Genomic DNA, 16,807 nt, shown 5'->3' with positions numbered 1-16,807 from the left:
TTGGCGCTGTAGCCGGGCGATGGCGTGGGCGGGAGGTAATGTCGAATTGCCGCCAATCCGCGTAGGCGCTTTCCTGCCGATCTGCTAGCTTGCTCTATCGGATGCCTGGATCAGGATGATGTATGGGGGCTGTGGTCGGTAAGGGGTTGTCTTTCGCCAGGCGCATCTACGTGCCGCGCATGGTCGGGTTGGGCATCGGCTTCTTCTGCGTGGCGGCGGCGCTGGAGCCGTTGCAGCGGCCGGGTTGGGCCTGGGCTCTGCTGGTGGCCAACGGCTTTCTCTGGCCGCACCTGGCCTACCAGTTGGCGCGCCTGTCGCGGGCGCCGTACCAGGCGGAGCGGCGCAACCTGCTGCTGGATTCGCTGTTCGGCGGCTTCTGGGCCGGGGCCATGCAGCTCAACCCGCTGCCGAGCGTGACCATCCTGTCGATGATGGCGATGGACAACATCGCCGCCGGCGGCCTGCGCTTCTTCCTGCTGGGCAGCGTGGCGCAGCTGCTGGGCGTGCTTTCGGCATCGCCTTCACCGCCGTGGCCACGCCGCTGCAGGTGTATGCCTGCCTGCCGATGCTGGTGGTCTACCCGCTGGCGGTGGGCGGCGTGAGCTACAGCCTGGCCAGGCGCCTGTCCGAGCACAAGCAGGCGCTGCGCGCGGTCAGCCGCACCGACAGCCTCACCGGGCTGCTCAACCACGGTTCCTGGATGGACCAGCTGGAGAACGAATTCCAGAAGTGCCGCCAGCAGCACACCCGGGCCAGCGTGGCGCTGATCGACATCGACCACTTCAAGGGCATCAACGACCGCTTCGGCCATGTGCTGGGCGACATGGTTATCACCGAGCTCAGCCACCTGCTCACCCACTCGTTGCGTGAAACCGACACCCCGGGGCGCTATGGCGGCGACGAGTTCTGCGTGATCCTGCCCGGCACCACCCAGACGCTGGCGGTGGAGATCATGGAGCGCTTGCGCCAGAGCTTCGCGGAAAAGCACTACCAGTTGGCGACGGACCTGTCCGTCGGCCTGAGCATCGGCGTGGCGTCCTACAGCCCCTACCAGGTGGATGCCAGCGCCTGGCTGAGCGACGCGGACAAGGCGCTGTACCGGGCCAAGCACCAGGGCCGCAACCAGGTGGTGGGCGCCGGGCCTCAGCCGCAGTAGCCGTCCATCTTCAGCCGGTTCTTCTCGCTGGGGTCGGCCTGGTACTGCTGGCGCCAGAACTGGCAGGGCGCGCTGTTGAAGCGCTGTTCCCGCTCGCTCTGTTCGAGTTGCCGGCCCTGTTCGGCCTGGGCCTTGCGCTGGTTCTCCAGGTACTGCTGGAACATCGCCGCGTTGGCATCCGGGATGGGCGCCGGAGCGCTGGCCGGCGCCGGCGACAGGCCGGCGGGCAACGGCAGGGGCGCGCCGGGCCAGAAGCGCAGGAGCAGGACGCAGCTCAGGGCCACGGCGACGAAGCCCAGCCAGATGCCGGCGGCGATGCCGAGGGCGAGTTTGCAGAGACTGATGCTGGGCGAGGACATGGCGGCTCATCGTTGGGCGAAAATGCAATGGATAACCCAATTCCGCCGCCGGAGAAAGCCTGGGCGCGGCGCCCGGCGCCGCGCCTGAACACTCAGCCCTGCGGCTGTTCGAAGGCCTCTAGCGCGCGCAGCGAGTAGACGTAGGCGGCGCCGGCGTTCATGGCGATCGCCGTGGCCAGCGCCTGGGCTACTTCGGCCTCGCTGGCGCCGGCCTTGCGCGCAGCCTCGGCGTGCACGCCGATGCAGCCGTCGCAGCGGGTGGTGATGGCCACCGCCAGGGAGATCAGCTCGCGGGTCTTGGCGTCCAGCGCGTCGCCGTCCGCGGCGGCGGCATCCAGCGCCTGGTAGGCGGCGATCATCTTCGGATGTTTCTTACCCAATGAGCCGAAGGCCTTCTTCACCGCGGGAACGTATTCGGACCAGTTGAACAGCATGGCGGCATCTCCTTTTCGGGTTGACGGCCATGCAGCTTAGTCCGGGATTCGCCGGTCTGCGGGCGGGGCGCTCAGAGCGTCGCGACGATCTCGTAGGCCTGGCGCGCCGAGCCCAGGCCGACCTCGATCTCGTCGCCGGGGTGGCGGCCGAGCAGGGCGCCGCCCAACGGCGAGCGCGGGGTGATGACCAGGACCTCGTGGCCGTCCAGTTCGATCTTCAGACCGGCGGCGTCCGGACCCAGGAACAGCCAGCGACGGCGGTCCTCATGGTCTGCCAGTTCGACCAGGGCGCTGGTCTGGATGCCCAGGTCGGCGTCGAAGTCGCGCAGCACCAGCCCCTGGAACGAGGCGAGCGCCTGGCGGATCTCCTCCACCCGGCGCGATTGCCCGGCGGCCAGGTAGGCCGCTTCCAGGCCGAGGGTGTCGTACTTGTTCTCGGCGATGTTTTCCTCGTGGGTGGCGGCCTCGTGGGCGGTGCGCGCGGCGCGGACGGCGACATCGAGGTCGGCGTCGAGGCGCTGGAGGATCAACTGGTGGGCGCGTTGCTTGTCCATGGTGACGGCTGCCTGGGCATGAAGGGGCCTATCCTAGGGCCTTTGCCTGGCATCGGCGAATGGTCTTTCAAGTTTTTCCTACGGCAGTCGATAGAGCGGCAGAACACCCGGAAAAAGGAACCTCGGGCATGAACCTTTCCCTGACGCCCTCCAGCCAGACCTTCGCCGGCTCGTTGCGGATAGCGACCAGTGGCGATGCCAGCACGGCGGCCGATGCCGTCCAGGATGATGGTGCCGTAACCACCCGTGGCACGACGGCTGAAAACCAGGGCGCGGCCGGCGCCGGTGTCGAAAGCGGCGGCAGCTCCAGCGTCGCCGTCGAGCAGTTGCAGAAGCGCCTGCAGCAGTTGCAGAAGCAGTTGCAGCAGGAGCAGCAGGAACTGGCGGCCGCGCAGGAGCGGCAATATTCCTCGGAAAACGAGCGCACCGCGATCATCATGGCCCTGCAAAGCCGCATCGCCAGCACCAGCGCCGCCATGCAGGCCACGGCGGCGGCGCTGGCCGAGGCGATCCGCAATGGCGGCGGTGGCGCCGGTGCCTTGCTCAGCACCAGCGCCTGAGGCGCCTCAATAGCCGGCCAGGATGTTGACGATCACCCCGGTGGCGATGGCCACCAGCACGTAGTCGCCGTTGACGTACAGCCAGCGATGGTCGCGCGGCGGCGCGTAGAGGTGACGGGCGCGCCAGTCGGTGACCCAGTAGCGGTCGCTGCGGTAGACCGGCTGCACCACCACGCCGCGGCGCCATTCGCGATGCGGCACCGGCATGCCGGCCTGCGGGCGGAAGTGCGGGTCGCGGTAGTAGCGCGGATCGGCGTGGCCCGTGCGGCCCTGGTAGTGGCCGCCCTGGTGGCCTTTCTGCTGCTGGTATTGCTGGTGCTGCTGCGGGCGATTGTCCGGGCGGTTCGGGCCGTGGTCCGTGCCGGGGCCCGGCTGGGCGAAACTCGCCAGCGGGCTGCCGAGCATCAGGGCGGCACAGAGCAGGGCGACGGTCTTCTTCATGGTGTTCTCCTGGCGCGGCCGGCGGTTGCGGCGCGCGCTGCTATCGGTCGATCCCGGCACCGGGCGCAGCCGGTTCGGGTACTTCATGAGACCGTGCGTCCAGGTCAAGAAACGCCAATGTGGAGTAAAGGTCCGGTAAAGAATTCGTCGCTTTCGTCAGGGCGCTGATACATGGCCGCCCGAACCGCGTCCGGCGCTCTGCCGGAAAAGGGGAAGTGCTTTGTGCGGTTTTCACATTTGATGGTATGTTTGCATCAAATGCACGAAAGAGGTACGGCATGAGCGCACTGATCCGGGAAACTCCGTCGGCTGATCTGGTCCTGGCCAAGGCGGTACTGGCTGCCCGTGAGCAACTGGGCATGACGCAGCAGGAGCTGGCCGCCATCGTCGGCGTCGACCGCAGCGCGGTGAGCCGCTGGAAGAGCGGCGGCCTGCGGGTGGGCAGCAAGACCGGCGAGCTGGCGCTGCTGCTGGTGCGGGTATACCGCGCGCTCTTCGCCCTGTTCGGCGGCAACCTGGAGGACATGCGCCACTTCCTGCGCACCCCCAACCGCCACCTGAGCGGTGTGCCGCTGCAGCGGATGGAGCAGGTGCAGGGCCTGGTGCAGGTGGTCGAGTACCTCGACGCCATCCGGGGCAAGATCTGAATGGCCCTCGACGCCGGCGCCGAACTGTGGCGCGAATGCCGGGGCGAGCAGGTCATAGCCCCGCTGCGGGGCAAGCTGGTGCGCCTGGTGGAGAGCCAGGAGCAGGTCGCGACCCTGCAACTGGTGGATACCCTGGAGGAGCAGGCCCTGCTGGAAGAGCTGATCGAGACCAGCAAGCCGCACCTGCCGCCGTCCACCGAAACCCTGCACTACCTGCTCAAGACGCCGTTCCGCTACCCGCCGCTGCGCTGGGGCTCGCGCTTCGGCCGCCGCCACGAACCCAGCCTGTTCTACGCCGCGTTGCGCCTGGAGACGGCCATGGCCGAGGCGGCCTATTACCGCTTCGTGCTCTGGGAGGGGATGGCCAGCCCGCCGCCCAGCGGGCGCATCCTTTCCGAGCACGCTTCTTTCGAGGCGCGTTTCCAGGTGCAACGGGGCATACGCCTGCAGGCGCCGCCCTTCGACAGCTATGCCGAGCGCCTGCAGGACCCGCGGGACTACCGCCTGACCCAGGCGCTGGGCAGCGCCATGCGCGCTGCCGCGGTGGAGGCCTTCGAATACCGCTCGGCGCGCTGCCCGGAAGGTGGGCTGAATGCCGCGCTCTTCGTGCCTTCGGCCTTCGTCGACAAGCGCCCGCGCAACCTCATGCCCTGGCTGTGCGAGACCACCGCCGACTACGTGGCCTTCAAGCATGCCCAGGTGCCGGGGGCGCCGCGGCTGTTCCCGCGCGCGGGATTCCTGGTCGAGGGCGACCTGCCGCATCCGGCGTGACCGTCCGTCGTCCTGCCCGCGCGGGGTGGGGCGAACGCGCTAGCTTATTGCGCTGGCCAAGCAACGGAGTGCGCCATGGACATTCGCCTGGAAGCCCATCCCCATGACCGCCGCCAGTGGCGCGTCTACCTCAACCAGTACTTCTTCCAGTACCCCGACAAGCCCACCGCGCAACGCATGTACGAGCGCGTGCTGGAGTCGTTGGGCCAGGCCGCGCCTGTTGCCGGGGCGGGCAATATTCCTAGCCAGGAACGTCGGCGCAGAGCCCGCGAATGCGTCTGATTCGCTGCTGAAGCTTGCCTGAAAATCCCTTCGGATTGCCCTGAAATGAGGCGGTCCGCCCCTGTCCGGCGCGGACTTGTGCACAATGTTGGTGGCTGTTGTCAAGCACCGGAAACATTCCTCCGTAAGCGCTTGATTTTTCGTTGAGCGTTTGTAAATTATTGATTTTTAATGGCTTTATTTATTGGTGAAAAAAGCACCAATCTAAGCGGCAGCCCCAGCGGGCAAGGCGTATAAGACGTTTTCATCACCTTATCCACGCAGTTATCCACAGCTTCTGTGGATTGTCCCAAGCGCTTGCTTTCCTTCCGCGTTGTCAAGAGCCCTGACGGCAAAAGCCGCACTGAATTCCTATTCGCGGCTGCTACCATGGCGCGAATTTTCCTGCGACCACCCGCCCTGGAGCGCCCATGCCCGTCGACTTGCCCAACCTGCTGATCGGACTGCTGGCCGCCACGCTGCCGCTGGGCTGGTTGGCCTGGCACCTGCGCGAGCGCGCGGCGCGGCAGGAGAGCGAACTGGCGCTGTTGCGCGAACGCCTGACCACCGCGCAATTGGCCCAGGATGGCCTGGGCGCGCAACTGGAGGCCGAGCGCGAAGCCTTCCAGCGCCTGAGCGGCCGCCACGGCGAGCTGGCCGGCGAGGCCGCGGCCTTGCGCCGCGAGGTGGACCTGGGCCGCGCCGAGCGCGAGCGCCAGCAGCAGGCCGAGCGCAGTTGGCAGGCCGAGCGCGAGAGCCGCGAGGAGGAACTGCGCCGGCTGTCCGCCGAACGCGCCGCGCTGGCCGCCGAACTGCGCGAGCAGCAGGAAGGCCACCAGCAGCGCCTGGGCGACCTGCAGGCGGCGCGGGACGAGCTGCGCGCGCAGTTCGCCGAGCTGGCCGGGAAGATCTTCGAGGAGCGCGAGCAACGCTTCGCCGAGGCCAGCCAGCAGCGCCTGGGGCAGTTGCTCGACCCGCTGAAGGAGCGCATCCAGGCCTTCGAGAAACGCGTGGAAGAGAGTTATCAACAGGAAGCCCGCGAGCGCTTCTCCCTGGGCAAGGAACTGGAGCGCCTGCAGCAGCTCAACCTGCGCCTGGGCGAGGAGGCGACCAACCTGACCCGCGCGCTCAAGGGCCAGAAGACCCAGGGCAACTGGGGCGAGCTGGTGCTGGAGCGTGTGCTGGAACACGCCGGCCTGGAGAAGGGCCGCGAGTACGAGACCCAGGTCAGCCTGCGCGCGGCGGACGGCGAGCGCTTCCAGCCCGACGTGCTGATCCGCCTGCCCGGCGACAAGCAGGTCGTGGTGGATGCGAAGGTCAGCCTCACCGCCTACCAGCAGTTCGTCGCCAGTGACGACGAGGTGATCCGCCAGCAGGCGCTGAAGCAGCACGTGCTGTCCCTGCGCAACCACGTGAAGGGCCTCTCCGGCAAGGACTACCGGCGCCTGGAGGGCCTGCACAGCCTGGACTTCGTGCTGCTGTTCATGCCGGTGGAGGCGGCCTTCTCGGTGGCCCTGCAGGCCGAGCCGAACCTGTTCCAGGAGGCCTTCGAGCGCAACATCGTGATCGTCAGCCCGACCACCCTGCTGGCCACCCTGCGGGTGATCGACAGCCTCTGGCGTCAGGAGCGGCAGACGCAGAACGCCCGCGAGATCGCCGAGCGCGCCGGCGCGCTGTACGACAAGTTCGTGCTCTTCGTCCAGGACCTGGACGAGATGGGCTCGCGCCTGCAGCAGCTGGACAAGGCCTACGCGGCGGCGCGCAACAAGCTCTGCGAGGGCCGCGGCAACCTGATCAGCCGTGCGGAACAGGTCAAGCTGCTCGGCGCGCGGGCCAGCAAGAGCTTGCCGGGCGACTGGCTGGAGCGGGCGTTGGGTGATGAGCCGCAGGTTCTGGAAGAGGACAAATAGTCCTAGGCTGTGGCGCGGGGATTGAGTCCGCTCCCTCTCCCCAGCCCTCTCCCTGAAGGGAGAGGGGGCTAGTCCGTGCCGAGAGAAGGAATGGCTCCAGCCGGTAACCCTCGGTGTTGACGGCTAACTCCAGAACACCCAACTCTGCCCAACGGTCCCCTCTCCCTGAAGGGAGAGGGGGCTTGTCCGTGCCGAGAGAAGGAATGGCTCCAGCCGGTAACCCTCGGTGTTGACGGCTAACTCCAGAACACCCAACTCTGCCCAACGGTCCCCTCTCCCTTCAGGGAGAGGGTTAGGGAGAGGGTGCTCTTGCTCTTACCCGGAACTCCCCTCAACCCCGCGCCGCCCGACTCGCCGCCGGCGAGCGCGCCAGGTAGTCCAGGGCCTCCTGGGTGTTGGCCTCGTGGTCCGGGTGGTACCAGGGCTTGAAGTAGCGCAGGAAGCTTCCGGCCAGCGAGGCTCGCCGCGGCAGCAGGCCGCGCTTTTCGCTGTCGCGCCAGATGCGCCAGAAGGGCCGCGGCCTGCCCAGGCTCGGGTCCTGGCGGGCTAGGGTGCGGGTGCCGAAGGCGAACAGCCAGATGATCAGCGGCCAGACCACGAACATCCACAGCTGGCGGCTGATGAAGCTGCCGCCCAGGTGCACGTGCAGGTCGTGGGCGACGTTGCGGTGCTCCACTTCCTCGGCGCCGTGCCAGCGGAACAGGTCCAGCAGCACCGGGTCGGAGCCGGCGCGGTCCAGCGCCTCGGCTTCCAGCACCCATTTGCCAAGCACACAGGTGAAGTGCTCGACCGCCGCGACTATGGCGCAGCGCTGGCCGATCCACCAGCGGCGCAGCCAGGGCGTTCTGTTGAACAACTGCAGCCCCAGCGGGGTGTCGCTAAGCAACTGCTCGAACAGGTAGTCCATGGCCTTCAGGTAGCGGCTGGAGTCGATGCCGTGCACCGTCAGGTAGCGCTCCACGGCGCCGGAGTGGGCGCGGGCGTGCATCGCTTCCTGGCGGATGAAGCCCTGCACGTCGTCGCGCATGCGCGCGTCCTTCACGAAGGGCAGGGCCTTGTTGTACAGGCGGCAGAACCACAGCTCGCCGGCCGGCAGCATCATGTGGATGACGTTGATGACGTGGGAGGCCTCGGCCTGCCCGGGGATCCAGTGCAGCGGCGAGGCGCTGTAGTCGAACTGCACCTTGCGTTGCACCAGGCGGTGATGATGGTCGGTCATGGTTGGCCTCGGGAAGTCAGGTCGAAACGGGCGAACAGGCGCGACAGGCCGGGCAGCAGGCGCCACTGCCAGCGCGCCAGGTGCACCTCGGCGCCGGCGGCGACCACCGGTTGGTTGCGCTGCACGGCCTGGACGATCTTCTCGCCCACCCTGTCCGGGCTCAGCCGGCGCCGGCGGTAGAAGCGCTGCACCTTGGCGCGGCGGCGGGCCTGTTGCTCCTCGCTGAGGCCGGCGAAGCGGGTGGCCTGGACGATGCCGGTGTCGACGAAGCCGGGGCAGGCGGCGCTGACGCCGATGCCGTGCCCGGCCAGTTCGGCGCGCAGGCATTCGCTGAGCATCAGCACCGCCGCCTTGCTGGTGGCGTAGGCCGGGTAGTTGCGCGAGGGCGCGAAGGCCACGCCGGAGGCGACGTTGACCAGGTGCCCGGGCTTGCCGGCCTCGACCATCTGCCGGCCGAACAGGCGGCAGCCGTCGATGACGCTCCACAGGTTGACGCGCAGCAGGCGCTCCCAGTCCTGCGCGCTGGTGTCGAGCATGGCGCCGGCCAGGCCGATGCCGGCGTTGCTGACCACCACGTCGGGCACGCCCAGGCTGCTTTTCACCCAGGTGGCGAAGCGCTCCATGGCGGCGCTGTCGCCGACGTCCACGCAATAGCTGAAGGCCGTGGCGCCACGGCTGCGGGCCTGGGCGGCGCTGGCTTCGGCGGCGGCCGGGTCGATGTCCGCGGCGAGCACGCTGGCGCCCTGTTCGGCGAAGCGCAGTAGCGTGGAGCGGCCGATGCCGCCGCCGGCGCCGGTGACCACCACCAGCTTGCCGGCGAAGGGCCCGGCGCCGGGTTTCTGCTGGGCGCGCTGCAGCGGCTGGCTGGCCTCGCCGCCGTCGATGTGGCGGGCGAATTCGTCGATCCAGCCGGCCAGCTGTTCCGGCTCGGCGAGCAGTTGCCAGTGCCCGGCGGTCACCTCGCGGCGCCACAGCCGCGGCGCCCACAGCGAGAGCTGCTGGAACAGCTGCTGGCCGACGTAGCGGTCGCGGGTCGGCACCACCAGTTGCACCGGCACCTCGGTATGGCGCTTGCGCGGCTTGAAGATCGAACCGATGAAGTTGGCCCGGTACAGCTTCACGCCGTGCTCGCCGTCGCTGGCCTGGTGCGGGTTGCGCCCGGGGTTGCGGATGCCCTCGACCTTGCGCAGGTACTGCGGCCACAGGTGCGCGGCGCCCAGGCGCCAGGACAACGCCGGCAGCAGCGGCAGGTGGAAGTAGTAGATGTACCAGGAGTGCAGCAGCTGGCTGAGCATCTGCAGCAGCGCGGCCGGGCGCCTGCGTCGCAGGCGGTCGCGCATCCAGTGGCCGACGTGGTCCAGGCAGGGCCCGGAGATGCTGGTGTAGGAAGCGATGCGTTCGCGCAACGCCGGGTCGGTGACGCTCTCCCAGGTCTGGATCGAGCCCCAGTCGTGGGCCACCAGGTGCACCGCGCGTTCGGGGCTGACGGCGTCGAGCACGGCTTTCAGGTCCTGGCTGAGCAGTTCCAGGCGGTAGTCGCGGGTGCGCCGCGGCTTGTCCGAGGCGCCGGCGCCGCGCACGTCGTAGGCCACCACCTGGTAGCGGCCGAGCAGGCGGGCGATCAGCGGCAGCCAGACCTCGTGGTTGTCCGGGTAGCCGTGGACGAACAGCAGCATCGGCTTGTTCGCATCGCCCCAGCGGTACACCGCCAGGCGCACCGCGCCGGATTGCACGTCGAGGCGTTCGGCCGGCGGCAGGCCGGGGTTTTCGAGCATGGCGTTCATGCGGCCTCCCGTGCAGGCGGCGGGAGCGGATGGACGGACGGGGTGCCTCGGGGCATGACGTTCTCCAGGCCATTGTTGTTGTACGGAGCGACCATGACATTGGTCGATGTCACGATGGATGCTGACCCATTCGCCCCGCCCGCGCCATGCCCGGCGGCGCTGTTACCAATGCGGGCAGCGGCGCGCAGCCCAGTCGCCATGCGGGTTTGGCGGAAAGGGCAGGGTACGCGGGGCGATGAAGTCCCGCCTTTGGTTGGGCGTTGTGACGGGCTTCGCAAGCGCTTGGGTATCGATGCCTTGCGGTTGTGGCCGGCGCCGGGCGCTGGCTATGATCGCCGCCATGAGCACGCCCCTGAGCCTTCTGCAGCGCCTGCTCCAGCGCCCCGAGCAAAGCCCGGCGGAGATGGAGGACGAGCGCGAATTCAGCGTCGACGAGCTGGCCCGCGAGGCCGGCAGCACGGTGCGCAACATCCGCGCCTACCAGGACCGCGGCCTGCTGCCGCCGCCCGAGCGGCGCGGCCGCAGCGGCGTGTACTTCGCCAGCCACCTGCGCCGCCTGCGCCTGATCGGCGGCCTGCTGGAGCGCGGCTACGGCCTGTCGAACATCAAGGAGCTGCTGGAAAGCTGGGAGCGCGGCCACGACCTCGACCACGTGCTGGGCCTGGACCAGGCCATCCTCGGCGCCTGGAACCTGGAGACGCCGGGGCAGATCGGCTTCGACGAACTGCAGGCGATCTTCGGCGACGAACTCGACGACGAGGTCATCGACCGCGCCCTGCAGCAGGGCCTGCTGCAATTCGACGGCGAGCGCATCAGCATTCCCAGCCCGCGGTTGTTCAACGCCGGCGTCGAGCTGTACCGCTCGGGCATTCCCCTGGCCGCGCTGCTGGAGCACCTGGCGGTGCTGCGCGGCGACACCGAGCACCTGGCCGCCGGCATCGTGCGCCTGGTGGTCACCCACCTGGTGGACAAGCGCGGCGCCGAGCTGCTGCCCGGCGCGGCCGACCTGGAGCAACTGGCCGAGGTGTTCATGCGCCTGCGTCCGCTGGCCGAGCAGGTGGTGCTGGTGGAGCTGGCGCGGGGCCTGAAGCGGTCGGCCAACGAGATGCTCGGTGAGCGCGTGGGGGAGATCCTCCGCCAGTTCGAGCAGCCGCGCTGACGCCGCTTCTGCAAGGTGCTTTTCGTAGGATGGGTTGAGCTTGCGAAACCCATGCGGTCATGGCGATGGGTATCGCTTCGCTCCACCCATCCTACGGGCGTTGCATTGGCTCGTCTGATCTACACGAAGAGCAGCGTCAGCGCCCCCGCGGCGAGGCCGGCGACCATCACCGGTACGCAGCGCAGGGCCAGCCGGGCGCCGCCGACCAGGGCGATCAGGACGGCCTTGACCAGGCTGTTGCTGACCACGGCGAGGACGATGCCATGCCCGGCCACTTCGGCGTCCAGCCCGCCCAGGGCGTTGCTGGCCAGGGACAGGGTGATGGCGTCGACGTCGGCCAGGCCCGAGAGCAGCGCCACCAGGTACACGCCGACGTCGCCCAGGTAGCGGTGCCCGGCCTCGACCAGGAACAGGATCAGCGCCAGCAGGGCGGCGAAGCGCAGGGCCGGGCCCAGTTCGAAGGGGTTCTTCAGCGGCGGTTCGCTGGTGGCGGGCGTCTCGTCCCGGCTGGCGCGCTGCCAATACAGCAGCGCGCCGCCGGCATAGACCAGGGTGGCGACGATCAGCGGCGGCAGCAGGTCCGGCAGCAGCTCGACGTTGACCAGGCCGACCTCCAGGGCCACCCGCGGGAACATCAGCGCCGAGGTGGCCAGCAGGCCGGCGGCCAGCAGCGGTTGCAGGCGGCGTTGCCCGTGCATGCCGGCGAGGGTGAGGGTCATCGCCGTGGACGACACCAGGCCGCCGAGCAGCGCGGTGATCAGCAGGCCGTGGCGGGTGCCGGTGAGGCGCACGGCGACGTAGGCGGCGAAGCCCAGGCCGGCGATCAGCACCACCATCCACCAGCTGGCGTAGGGGTTGAACACCTGCCAGGGACCGTAGCCCTGGTTGGGCAGCACCGGCAGCATCACCACCGAGATGAACAGCAGCTTGAAGGCCGCCGAGAGTTCGCGGGCGTCCAGGTGCTTCAGCGCGGCATGCAGGGATTCCTTCAGGCTCAGCAGCAGAGCCACCACCACGCCGCCGCCGGCGGCCAGCAGGCGGCTGTCGGCCACCGCCAGGCTGCCCAGCAGGAAGGTGGCGAGCAGGGCGACCTCGCTGGTCATGCCCTGGTCGCCGCTGCGGCCCACGTCGGCCAGGTAGCCGGCCACCGCCAGCAGGCCCACCAGCAGCGCCATCACCGCCCAGGCCCAGACGCCGAAGTGCCCGGCCAGCAGCGCGCTCAAGCCGCCCAGCAGGCCGGCCAGGGTGAAGGTGCGGATGCCGGCGACCTGGCGGATGTCCTCGAAGTCGCGCTCGCGCCAGCCGCGCTCGGTGCCGACCAGCAGGCCGATGGCCAGGGCGGTGGTGAGGTCGAGGACGAGTTCCATGTGGTCCAGCATCGCGGGGCGGCTCCGTGCGGGGATGCTGGGAGTCTAGAAGCTGACGGCGTGGAGGGGATGTTCCAGGTCAAGGTGGGGGATTTCATTCGTGATTCGCGGCGGGACGTCCGGCTATCGCGGACAAGGTTCCGGTGGGCATGGCTCCTACGAAGAGCTTCGCGGTGTAGCCGGCAAGACAGTTGCTCCTACGTCATGCCACCTCCGGACCCATTTGTAGGAGCGGGCCCTGCCCGCGATTCGCGTGCAGGGCGCGCTCCTACAAGGGCGTGGCGCGGCTGGGGTGGCGTAGGCGGATCTCATCCGCGAATTGCGCCGGTGGTTCCGGCTATCGCGGACAAGGTCCTACCCCTCAGACAGGCACAAGACCCGTAGGATGGTGTTGAGCGAAGCGATACCCATCAGCGCAACCGCATGGGTTTCGCAAGCTCAACCCATCCTACGCAAAGCACTCTGGTGCGGCTTGCAAGACAGTTGCTCCTACGGGGGAGGAATACCGTGCCTCCCGGAACCGTAGGGCGGATAACCGTTCGCGGTTATCCGCCGATACGCCGGGGCCACAGCCAACGCCAAGGTCAACCCCGGAGCCGCCGGCAAGCAAGGCCAGGCGGCGGATAACGCCGTAGGCGTTATGCGCCCTACGACGTCGCCTCAGCGCAAGCTCAGGTGCCGGCTCAGCAGCGCCCGTAGCGCCGCCGGCTTCACCGGCTTGGCGAGGAATTCCAGGCCGGCGGCGTGGATCTGCGCCACCAGCTCGGGGCGGGCGTCGGCGCTGATCACCACGCCGGGCACCGGCTCGCCCAGTCGCGTGCGCAGCCAGGCCATCAGTTCGGCGCCGGTCTCGCCGTTGTCCAGGTGGTAGTCGATCAGCGCCAGTTCCGGGCGCGCGTCGCTGTCCAGCAGTTGCTCGCACTCGGCCTTGCTGCGCGCGGTGAGCACGCGGCAGCCCCAGCGGCTGAGCAGGCTGTTCATGCCGACCAGGATGCTGTCCTCGTTGTCCACGCACAGCACCTGGGCGCCGTTGAGCTCGGTGGGCACCTCGGCCTTGTGGCCGTTGAGCTCGGCCGGCGCCGGTTGCCGCGCCAGCGGCACGCTGACGCTGAACACGCTGCCCTTGCCCGGCCAGGAGCGCACCTGCAGGCGGTGGCCGAGCACCTTGCACAGCCGGTCGGCGATCGCAAGACCCAGGCCCAGGCCCTTCTCGGCGCGGGTCTGGTGGCTGTCCAGGCGCTTGAATTCCTCGAAGATCACGCTGAGCTTGTCCTCGGGGATGCCTGGGCCGCGGTCCCACACTTCCAGGCGTAGGTGCCCGTCCTCGCGGCGCACGCCCAGCAGCACGCGGCCCTTGGCGTAGCGGAAGGCGTTGGTCAGGAAGTTCTGCAGCACCCGACGCAGCAGCTTGATGTCGCTGTCCACCCGCAGCTTGCTGCCGCGCAGGTGGAAGTCGATGCCCTGTTCCTGGGCCAGGGCGCGGAACTCGGCGCCCAGCGGGTCGAGCAGGGCGCTGAGCGGGAAGGCCGCGCGCTCGGCGCTGACGCGGCCGCTTTCCAGGCGCGAGATGTCCAGCAGGTCGGTGATCAGGTCCTCGGCCGAACGCAGCGAGGAGTCCAGGTGGCGCACCAGGTCGCTGGCCTCGCCGGGCAGTTCGCTCTGCGCCAGCGCCGCGGAGAACAGCCGCGCGGCGTTCAGCGGCTGCATCAGGTCGTGGCTGACCGCGGCGAGGAAGCGCGTCTTCGACTGGTTGGCGGCCTCGGCGGTGCCCTTGGCCTCGGTCAGTGCCTGGTTCAGCTGGGAGAGTTCCTGGGTGCGTTCCTCGACGCGCTGCTCCAGGCTCTCGTTGGCTTCCTTGAGGCCGTGCTCGGCGTCGCGGAACGCGGTGATGTCGGTGAAGCTCATGACGAAGCCGCCGCCGGGCATGGGGTTGCCGATCAGCTCGATGACGCGGCCGTTGGGGAACAGCCGCTCTGAGGTGTGCGGGGTGCCCTGGCGCATCCAGTACAGGCGCTTGGCCACGTGCAGGTCGGGGTCGCCGGGCCCGCACAGGCCGCGCTCGGCGTTGTAGCGGATGATGTCGGCGATCGGCCGGCCGACGTGGATCAGCCCCTCGGGGTAGTCGAACAGCTCGATGTAGCGGTGGTTCCAGGCCACCAGGCGCAGCGACTGGTCGACCACGCTGATGCCCTGGGTGATGTTCTCGATGGCGCCCTGCAGCAGCGCGCGGTTGAATTGCAGCACCTCGGAGGCTTCGTCGGCGATCTTCACCACGTCCTCCACCTGCATCTCGCGGCCCTCGATGGCGGCCTTCACCACCGCGCGCGCCGAGGAGGCGCCGAGCACGCCGGCGAGCAGGCGCTCGGTGTGGGCGATCCACTCGTCGTTGGCGTTCTGGCTGGGCACGAAGCCCTTGCCCTGGCGGTAGGCGAAGCGGATGAAGCTCTGCCGCGCGCGCTCCTCGCCGACGAAGCGCGCGGCGAGCATCAGCAGGTCTTCCAGTTGCACCGCCAGCATCGAGCGCGAGCTGAGCCGCTGGGAGATTTCCTGGCCGATGAAGCGGCTGGCCTGCCAGTGCTCGGAGACGCGGGTGCGGGAGAACACCGAGACCAGGCCGAACAGGGCGAAGTTGCCGATCAACGAGAGCAGCACGCCGAGGGTCAGCGGCTCGATGTTGATGCCGAAGGGGTGGGTGGCCAGCCAGGTCAGCCCGGGGAAGTGCTCCAGCGGCCAGCCCAGGCTGCGGGCGATCACCGGCAGCACCAGGGTATAGGCCCAGAGCGCGGCGCCGGCGGCGAGGCCGGCGAACACGCCGCGGCGGTTGGCCTGCTTCCAGTACAGCGCGCCGATCATCGCCGGGCCCAGCTGGGCGATGGCGGCGAAGGCGATCTGGCCGATGGTCGCCAGGCTCGCGGTGGAGCCCAGCAGGCGGTAGCTGACGTAGGCCAGCAGGAGGATCAGCGCGATGCTCACCCGGCGCACGGTCAGCAGCCAGTGGCGGAACACCTCGAACGGCTGCTCGGCGTCGGTGCCCTTGCGGCGCAGCAGCCAGGGCAGCAGCATGTCGTTGGAGACCATGGTGGACAGCGCCACGCTGGCCACGATGACCATGCCGGTGGCCGCCGAGGCGCCGCCGATGAAGGCCAGCAGCGCCAGCGCCGGGTGCGCCTCGGCCAGCGGCAGGCTGATCACGAAGGAGTCGGGGATGACCCCGGCCGGCAGCTGCATCTGCCCGGCCAGGGCGATGGGCACCACGAACAGCGCGGCCAGCACCAGGTAGGCGGGGAACACCCAGCGCGCCAGGTTGAGGTCGCGCGGCTCGATGTTCTCCACCACCAGCACGTGGAACTGCCGCGGCAGGCACATGATGGCGGTCATGGCCACGCCGGTCTGCAGCAGCATGGCCGGCCAGTGCACGGTCTCCTGCCAGTATTCGGCCAGCTGCGGGGCTTCGCGGGCCTTGTCGAACAGGTCGCCGAAGCCGTCGTAGAGGCCGAAGGTGACGAAGATGCCGACGGCGAGGAAGGCGGTGAGCTTGACCAGCGACTCGAAGGCGATGGCCAGCACCATGCCGCGGTGGTGCTCGGTGACGTCAAGGCTGCGGGTGCCGAAGACGATGGTGAACAGCGCCAGCACCAGCGAGACGATCAGCGCCGTGTCCTGGGCGCGGCTGCCGCCGGAGTCGGCGCCGGCGCCGATCAGGAGGTTCACGCCCAGCACGATGCCCTTGAGCTGCAGGGCGATGTAGGGCAGCACGCAGACCACGCAGATCAGCGCCACCACCACCGCCAGGGCCTGGGACTTGCCGTAGCGCGCGGCGATGAAGTCGGCGATGGAGGTGATGTTCTCCTGCTTGCTGATCATGATCATCTTCTGCAGCACCCAGGGCGCGAAGAGCATCAGCAATACCGGGCCGAGGTAGATCGGCAGGAACGACCAGAGCTGGCCGGCGGCCTGGCCGACGGCGCCGAAGAAGGTCCAACTGGTGCAGTACACCGCCAGCGACAGGCTGTAGACCCAGGCGCGCAGGCGCGGCGACAGGGGCGCGCGGCGGCGGTCGCCATAGAAGGCGATGGCGAACAGGATGGCCATGTAGAGAAGGGCGACCGTGGCGATCAGCCCACTGGACAACGACATGCGAACTCCGACAAATCGACTCGCTCCCCCGCAGGAGCTGCTGGGATG

The 16,807-nt window shown here is 68.9% G+C and carries 14 protein-coding genes and 1 pseudogene; 7 read left to right on the top strand and 8 right to left on the bottom strand.

Translation table 11 applies throughout. From position 1 onward, the window contains the following. Positions 1–122: 122 nt before the first annotated feature. Positions 123–1,156: pseudogene (locus tag FG99_RS16295) on the top strand (diguanylate cyclase). Here the strand turns inward: FG99_RS16295 and FG99_RS16290 are convergent. From FG99_RS16290 to FG99_RS16280, 3 genes are all read right to left on the bottom strand, one after another. Next, a complete protein-coding gene (locus FG99_RS16290) occupies positions 1,144–1,515 on the bottom strand; it encodes a hypothetical protein (RefSeq protein WP_043271100.1) in 372 nt (123 codons plus the stop codon). The pseudogene FG99_RS16295 and the gene FG99_RS16290 sit on opposite strands and share 13 nt — an antisense overlap. Positions 1,516–1,607: 92 nt before the next feature. Beyond that, a complete protein-coding gene (locus FG99_RS16285; protein ID WP_009620588.1) occupies positions 1,608–1,949 on the bottom strand; it encodes a carboxymuconolactone decarboxylase family protein in 342 nt (113 codons plus the stop codon). 71 nt (positions 1,950–2,020) lie between these two features. Further along, positions 2,021–2,503: a GreA/GreB family elongation factor gene (locus FG99_RS16280; protein ID WP_043271098.1), complete on the bottom strand. Its 483-nt coding sequence runs from the start codon at positions 2,501–2,503 to the stop codon at positions 2,021–2,023. Positions 2,504–2,631: 128 nt separating this feature from the next. Here FG99_RS16280 and FG99_RS16275 point away from each other — a divergent pair, with 128 nt between their 5' ends. Next, on the top strand, positions 2,632–3,063 hold the full coding sequence (locus FG99_RS16275) for a hypothetical protein (protein ID WP_043271096.1): 432 nt from the start codon (positions 2,632–2,634) through the stop codon (positions 3,061–3,063). A gap of 6 nt (positions 3,064–3,069) precedes the next feature. On the opposite strand, the gene FG99_RS16270 is transcribed toward FG99_RS16275, so the two are convergent. Beyond that, on the bottom strand, positions 3,070–3,504 hold the full coding sequence (locus tag FG99_RS16270) for an RcnB family protein (RefSeq protein WP_043271560.1): 435 nt from the start codon (positions 3,502–3,504) through the stop codon (positions 3,070–3,072). A 278-nt stretch (positions 3,505–3,782) separates the two neighbouring features. On the opposite strand from FG99_RS16270, the gene FG99_RS16265 reads away from it, so the two are divergent. From FG99_RS16265 to rmuC, 4 genes are all read left to right on the top strand, one after another. Then, the gene (locus FG99_RS16265; RefSeq protein ID WP_043271094.1) at positions 3,783–4,151 is read left to right on the top strand and encodes an antitoxin Xre/MbcA/ParS toxin-binding domain-containing protein; all 369 of its coding nucleotides are present in this window, start codon (positions 3,783–3,785) and stop codon (positions 4,149–4,151) included. Then, positions 4,152–4,922, top strand: a complete 771-nt coding sequence (locus tag FG99_RS16260) for an RES family NAD+ phosphorylase (protein ID WP_043271092.1) — start codon at positions 4,152–4,154, stop codon at positions 4,920–4,922. It abuts the gene before it with no gap. A 75-nt stretch (positions 4,923–4,997) separates the two neighbouring features. Next, positions 4,998–5,204: a hypothetical protein gene (locus FG99_RS16255; protein ID WP_043271090.1), complete on the top strand. Its 207-nt coding sequence runs from the start codon at positions 4,998–5,000 to the stop codon at positions 5,202–5,204. Between the two features lie 524 nt (positions 5,205–5,728). Continuing rightward, on the top strand, positions 5,729–7,093 hold the full coding sequence (gene rmuC / locus FG99_RS16250; RefSeq protein WP_162493543.1) for a DNA recombination protein RmuC: 1,365 nt from the start codon (positions 5,729–5,731) through the stop codon (positions 7,091–7,093). 331 nt (positions 7,094–7,424) lie between these two features. Here the strand turns inward: rmuC and FG99_RS16245 are convergent, their stop codons facing one another. Continuing rightward, positions 7,425–8,312, bottom strand: a complete 888-nt coding sequence (locus FG99_RS16245) for a metal-dependent hydrolase (RefSeq protein WP_043271086.1) — start codon at positions 8,310–8,312, stop codon at positions 7,425–7,427. Continuing rightward, positions 8,309–10,096: an SDR family oxidoreductase gene (locus FG99_RS16240; RefSeq protein WP_043271084.1), complete on the bottom strand. Its 1,788-nt coding sequence runs from the start codon at positions 10,094–10,096 to the stop codon at positions 8,309–8,311. The genes FG99_RS16245 and FG99_RS16240 overlap by 4 nt, the downstream gene beginning before the upstream one ends. A gap of 403 nt (positions 10,097–10,499) precedes the next feature. On the opposite strand from FG99_RS16240, the gene FG99_RS16235 reads away from it, so the two are divergent. After that, complete coding sequence (locus FG99_RS16235) at positions 10,500–11,255, top strand: MerR family transcriptional regulator (protein WP_134163506.1); 756 nt, start codon at positions 10,500–10,502, stop codon at positions 11,253–11,255. A gap of 119 nt (positions 11,256–11,374) precedes the next feature. On the opposite strand, the gene FG99_RS16230 is transcribed toward FG99_RS16235, so the two are convergent. After that, the gene (locus FG99_RS16230) at positions 11,375–12,634 is read right to left on the bottom strand and encodes an MgtC/SapB family protein (protein WP_009620567.1); all 1,260 of its coding nucleotides are present in this window, start codon (positions 12,632–12,634) and stop codon (positions 11,375–11,377) included. Positions 12,635–13,282: 648 nt separating this feature from the next. Further along, positions 13,283–16,759 carry a PAS domain-containing hybrid sensor histidine kinase/response regulator gene (locus tag FG99_RS16225; RefSeq protein ID WP_043271082.1) on the bottom strand — a complete coding sequence of 1,159 codons (3,477 nt, stop codon included), beginning with the start codon at positions 16,757–16,759 and terminating at the stop codon, positions 13,283–13,285. Positions 16,760–16,807: the final 48 nt, after the last annotated feature.

Source organism: Pseudomonas sp. AAC, from assembly GCF_000725445.1.
Lineage (GTDB): Bacteria > Pseudomonadota > Gammaproteobacteria > Pseudomonadales > Pseudomonadaceae > Pseudomonas > Pseudomonas citronellolis.
The sequence above is the reverse complement of the archived record's forward strand: the minus strand, read 5'-3'. Positions and strand labels throughout refer to the sequence as shown.

What these genes read in the sequence shown, in the direction of transcription:
- FG99_RS16260 (WP_043271092.1), top strand. Translation starts at nt 4,152, where the DNA reads ATGGCCCTCGACGCCGGCGCCGAACTGTGGCGCGAATGCCGGGGCGAG.
- FG99_RS16265 (WP_043271094.1), top strand. Translation starts at nt 3,783, where the DNA reads ATGAGCGCACTGATCCGGGAAACTCCGTCGGCTGATCTGGTCCTGGCC.
- FG99_RS16245 (WP_043271086.1), bottom strand. Translation starts at nt 8,312, where the DNA reads ATGACCGACCATCATCACCGCCTGGTGCAACGCAAGGTGCAGTTCGAC.
- FG99_RS16290 (WP_043271100.1), bottom strand. Translation starts at nt 1,515, where the DNA reads ATGTCCTCGCCCAGCATCAGTCTCTGCAAACTCGCCCTCGGCATCGCC.
- FG99_RS16270 (WP_043271560.1), bottom strand. Translation starts at nt 3,504, where the DNA reads ATGAAGAAGACCGTCGCCCTGCTCTGTGCCGCCCTGATGCTCGGCAGC.
- FG99_RS16280 (WP_043271098.1), bottom strand. Translation starts at nt 2,503, where the DNA reads ATGGACAAGCAACGCGCCCACCAGTTGATCCTCCAGCGCCTCGACGCC.
- FG99_RS16275 (WP_043271096.1), top strand. Translation starts at nt 2,632, where the DNA reads ATGAACCTTTCCCTGACGCCCTCCAGCCAGACCTTCGCCGGCTCGTTG.
- FG99_RS16235 (WP_134163506.1), top strand. Translation starts at nt 10,500, where the DNA reads ATGGAGGACGAGCGCGAATTCAGCGTCGACGAGCTGGCCCGCGAGGCC.
- FG99_RS16255 (WP_043271090.1), top strand. Translation starts at nt 4,998, where the DNA reads ATGGACATTCGCCTGGAAGCCCATCCCCATGACCGCCGCCAGTGGCGC.
- FG99_RS16230 (WP_009620567.1), bottom strand. Translation starts at nt 12,634, where the DNA reads ATGCTGGACCACATGGAACTCGTCCTCGACCTCACCACCGCCCTGGCC.
- FG99_RS16285 (WP_009620588.1), bottom strand. Translation starts at nt 1,949, where the DNA reads ATGCTGTTCAACTGGTCCGAATACGTTCCCGCGGTGAAGAAGGCCTTC.
- FG99_RS16225 (WP_043271082.1), bottom strand. Translation starts at nt 16,759, where the DNA reads ATGTCGTTGTCCAGTGGGCTGATCGCCACGGTCGCCCTTCTCTACATG.
- FG99_RS16240 (WP_043271084.1), bottom strand. Translation starts at nt 10,096, where the DNA reads ATGAACGCCATGCTCGAAAACCCCGGCCTGCCGCCGGCCGAACGCCTC.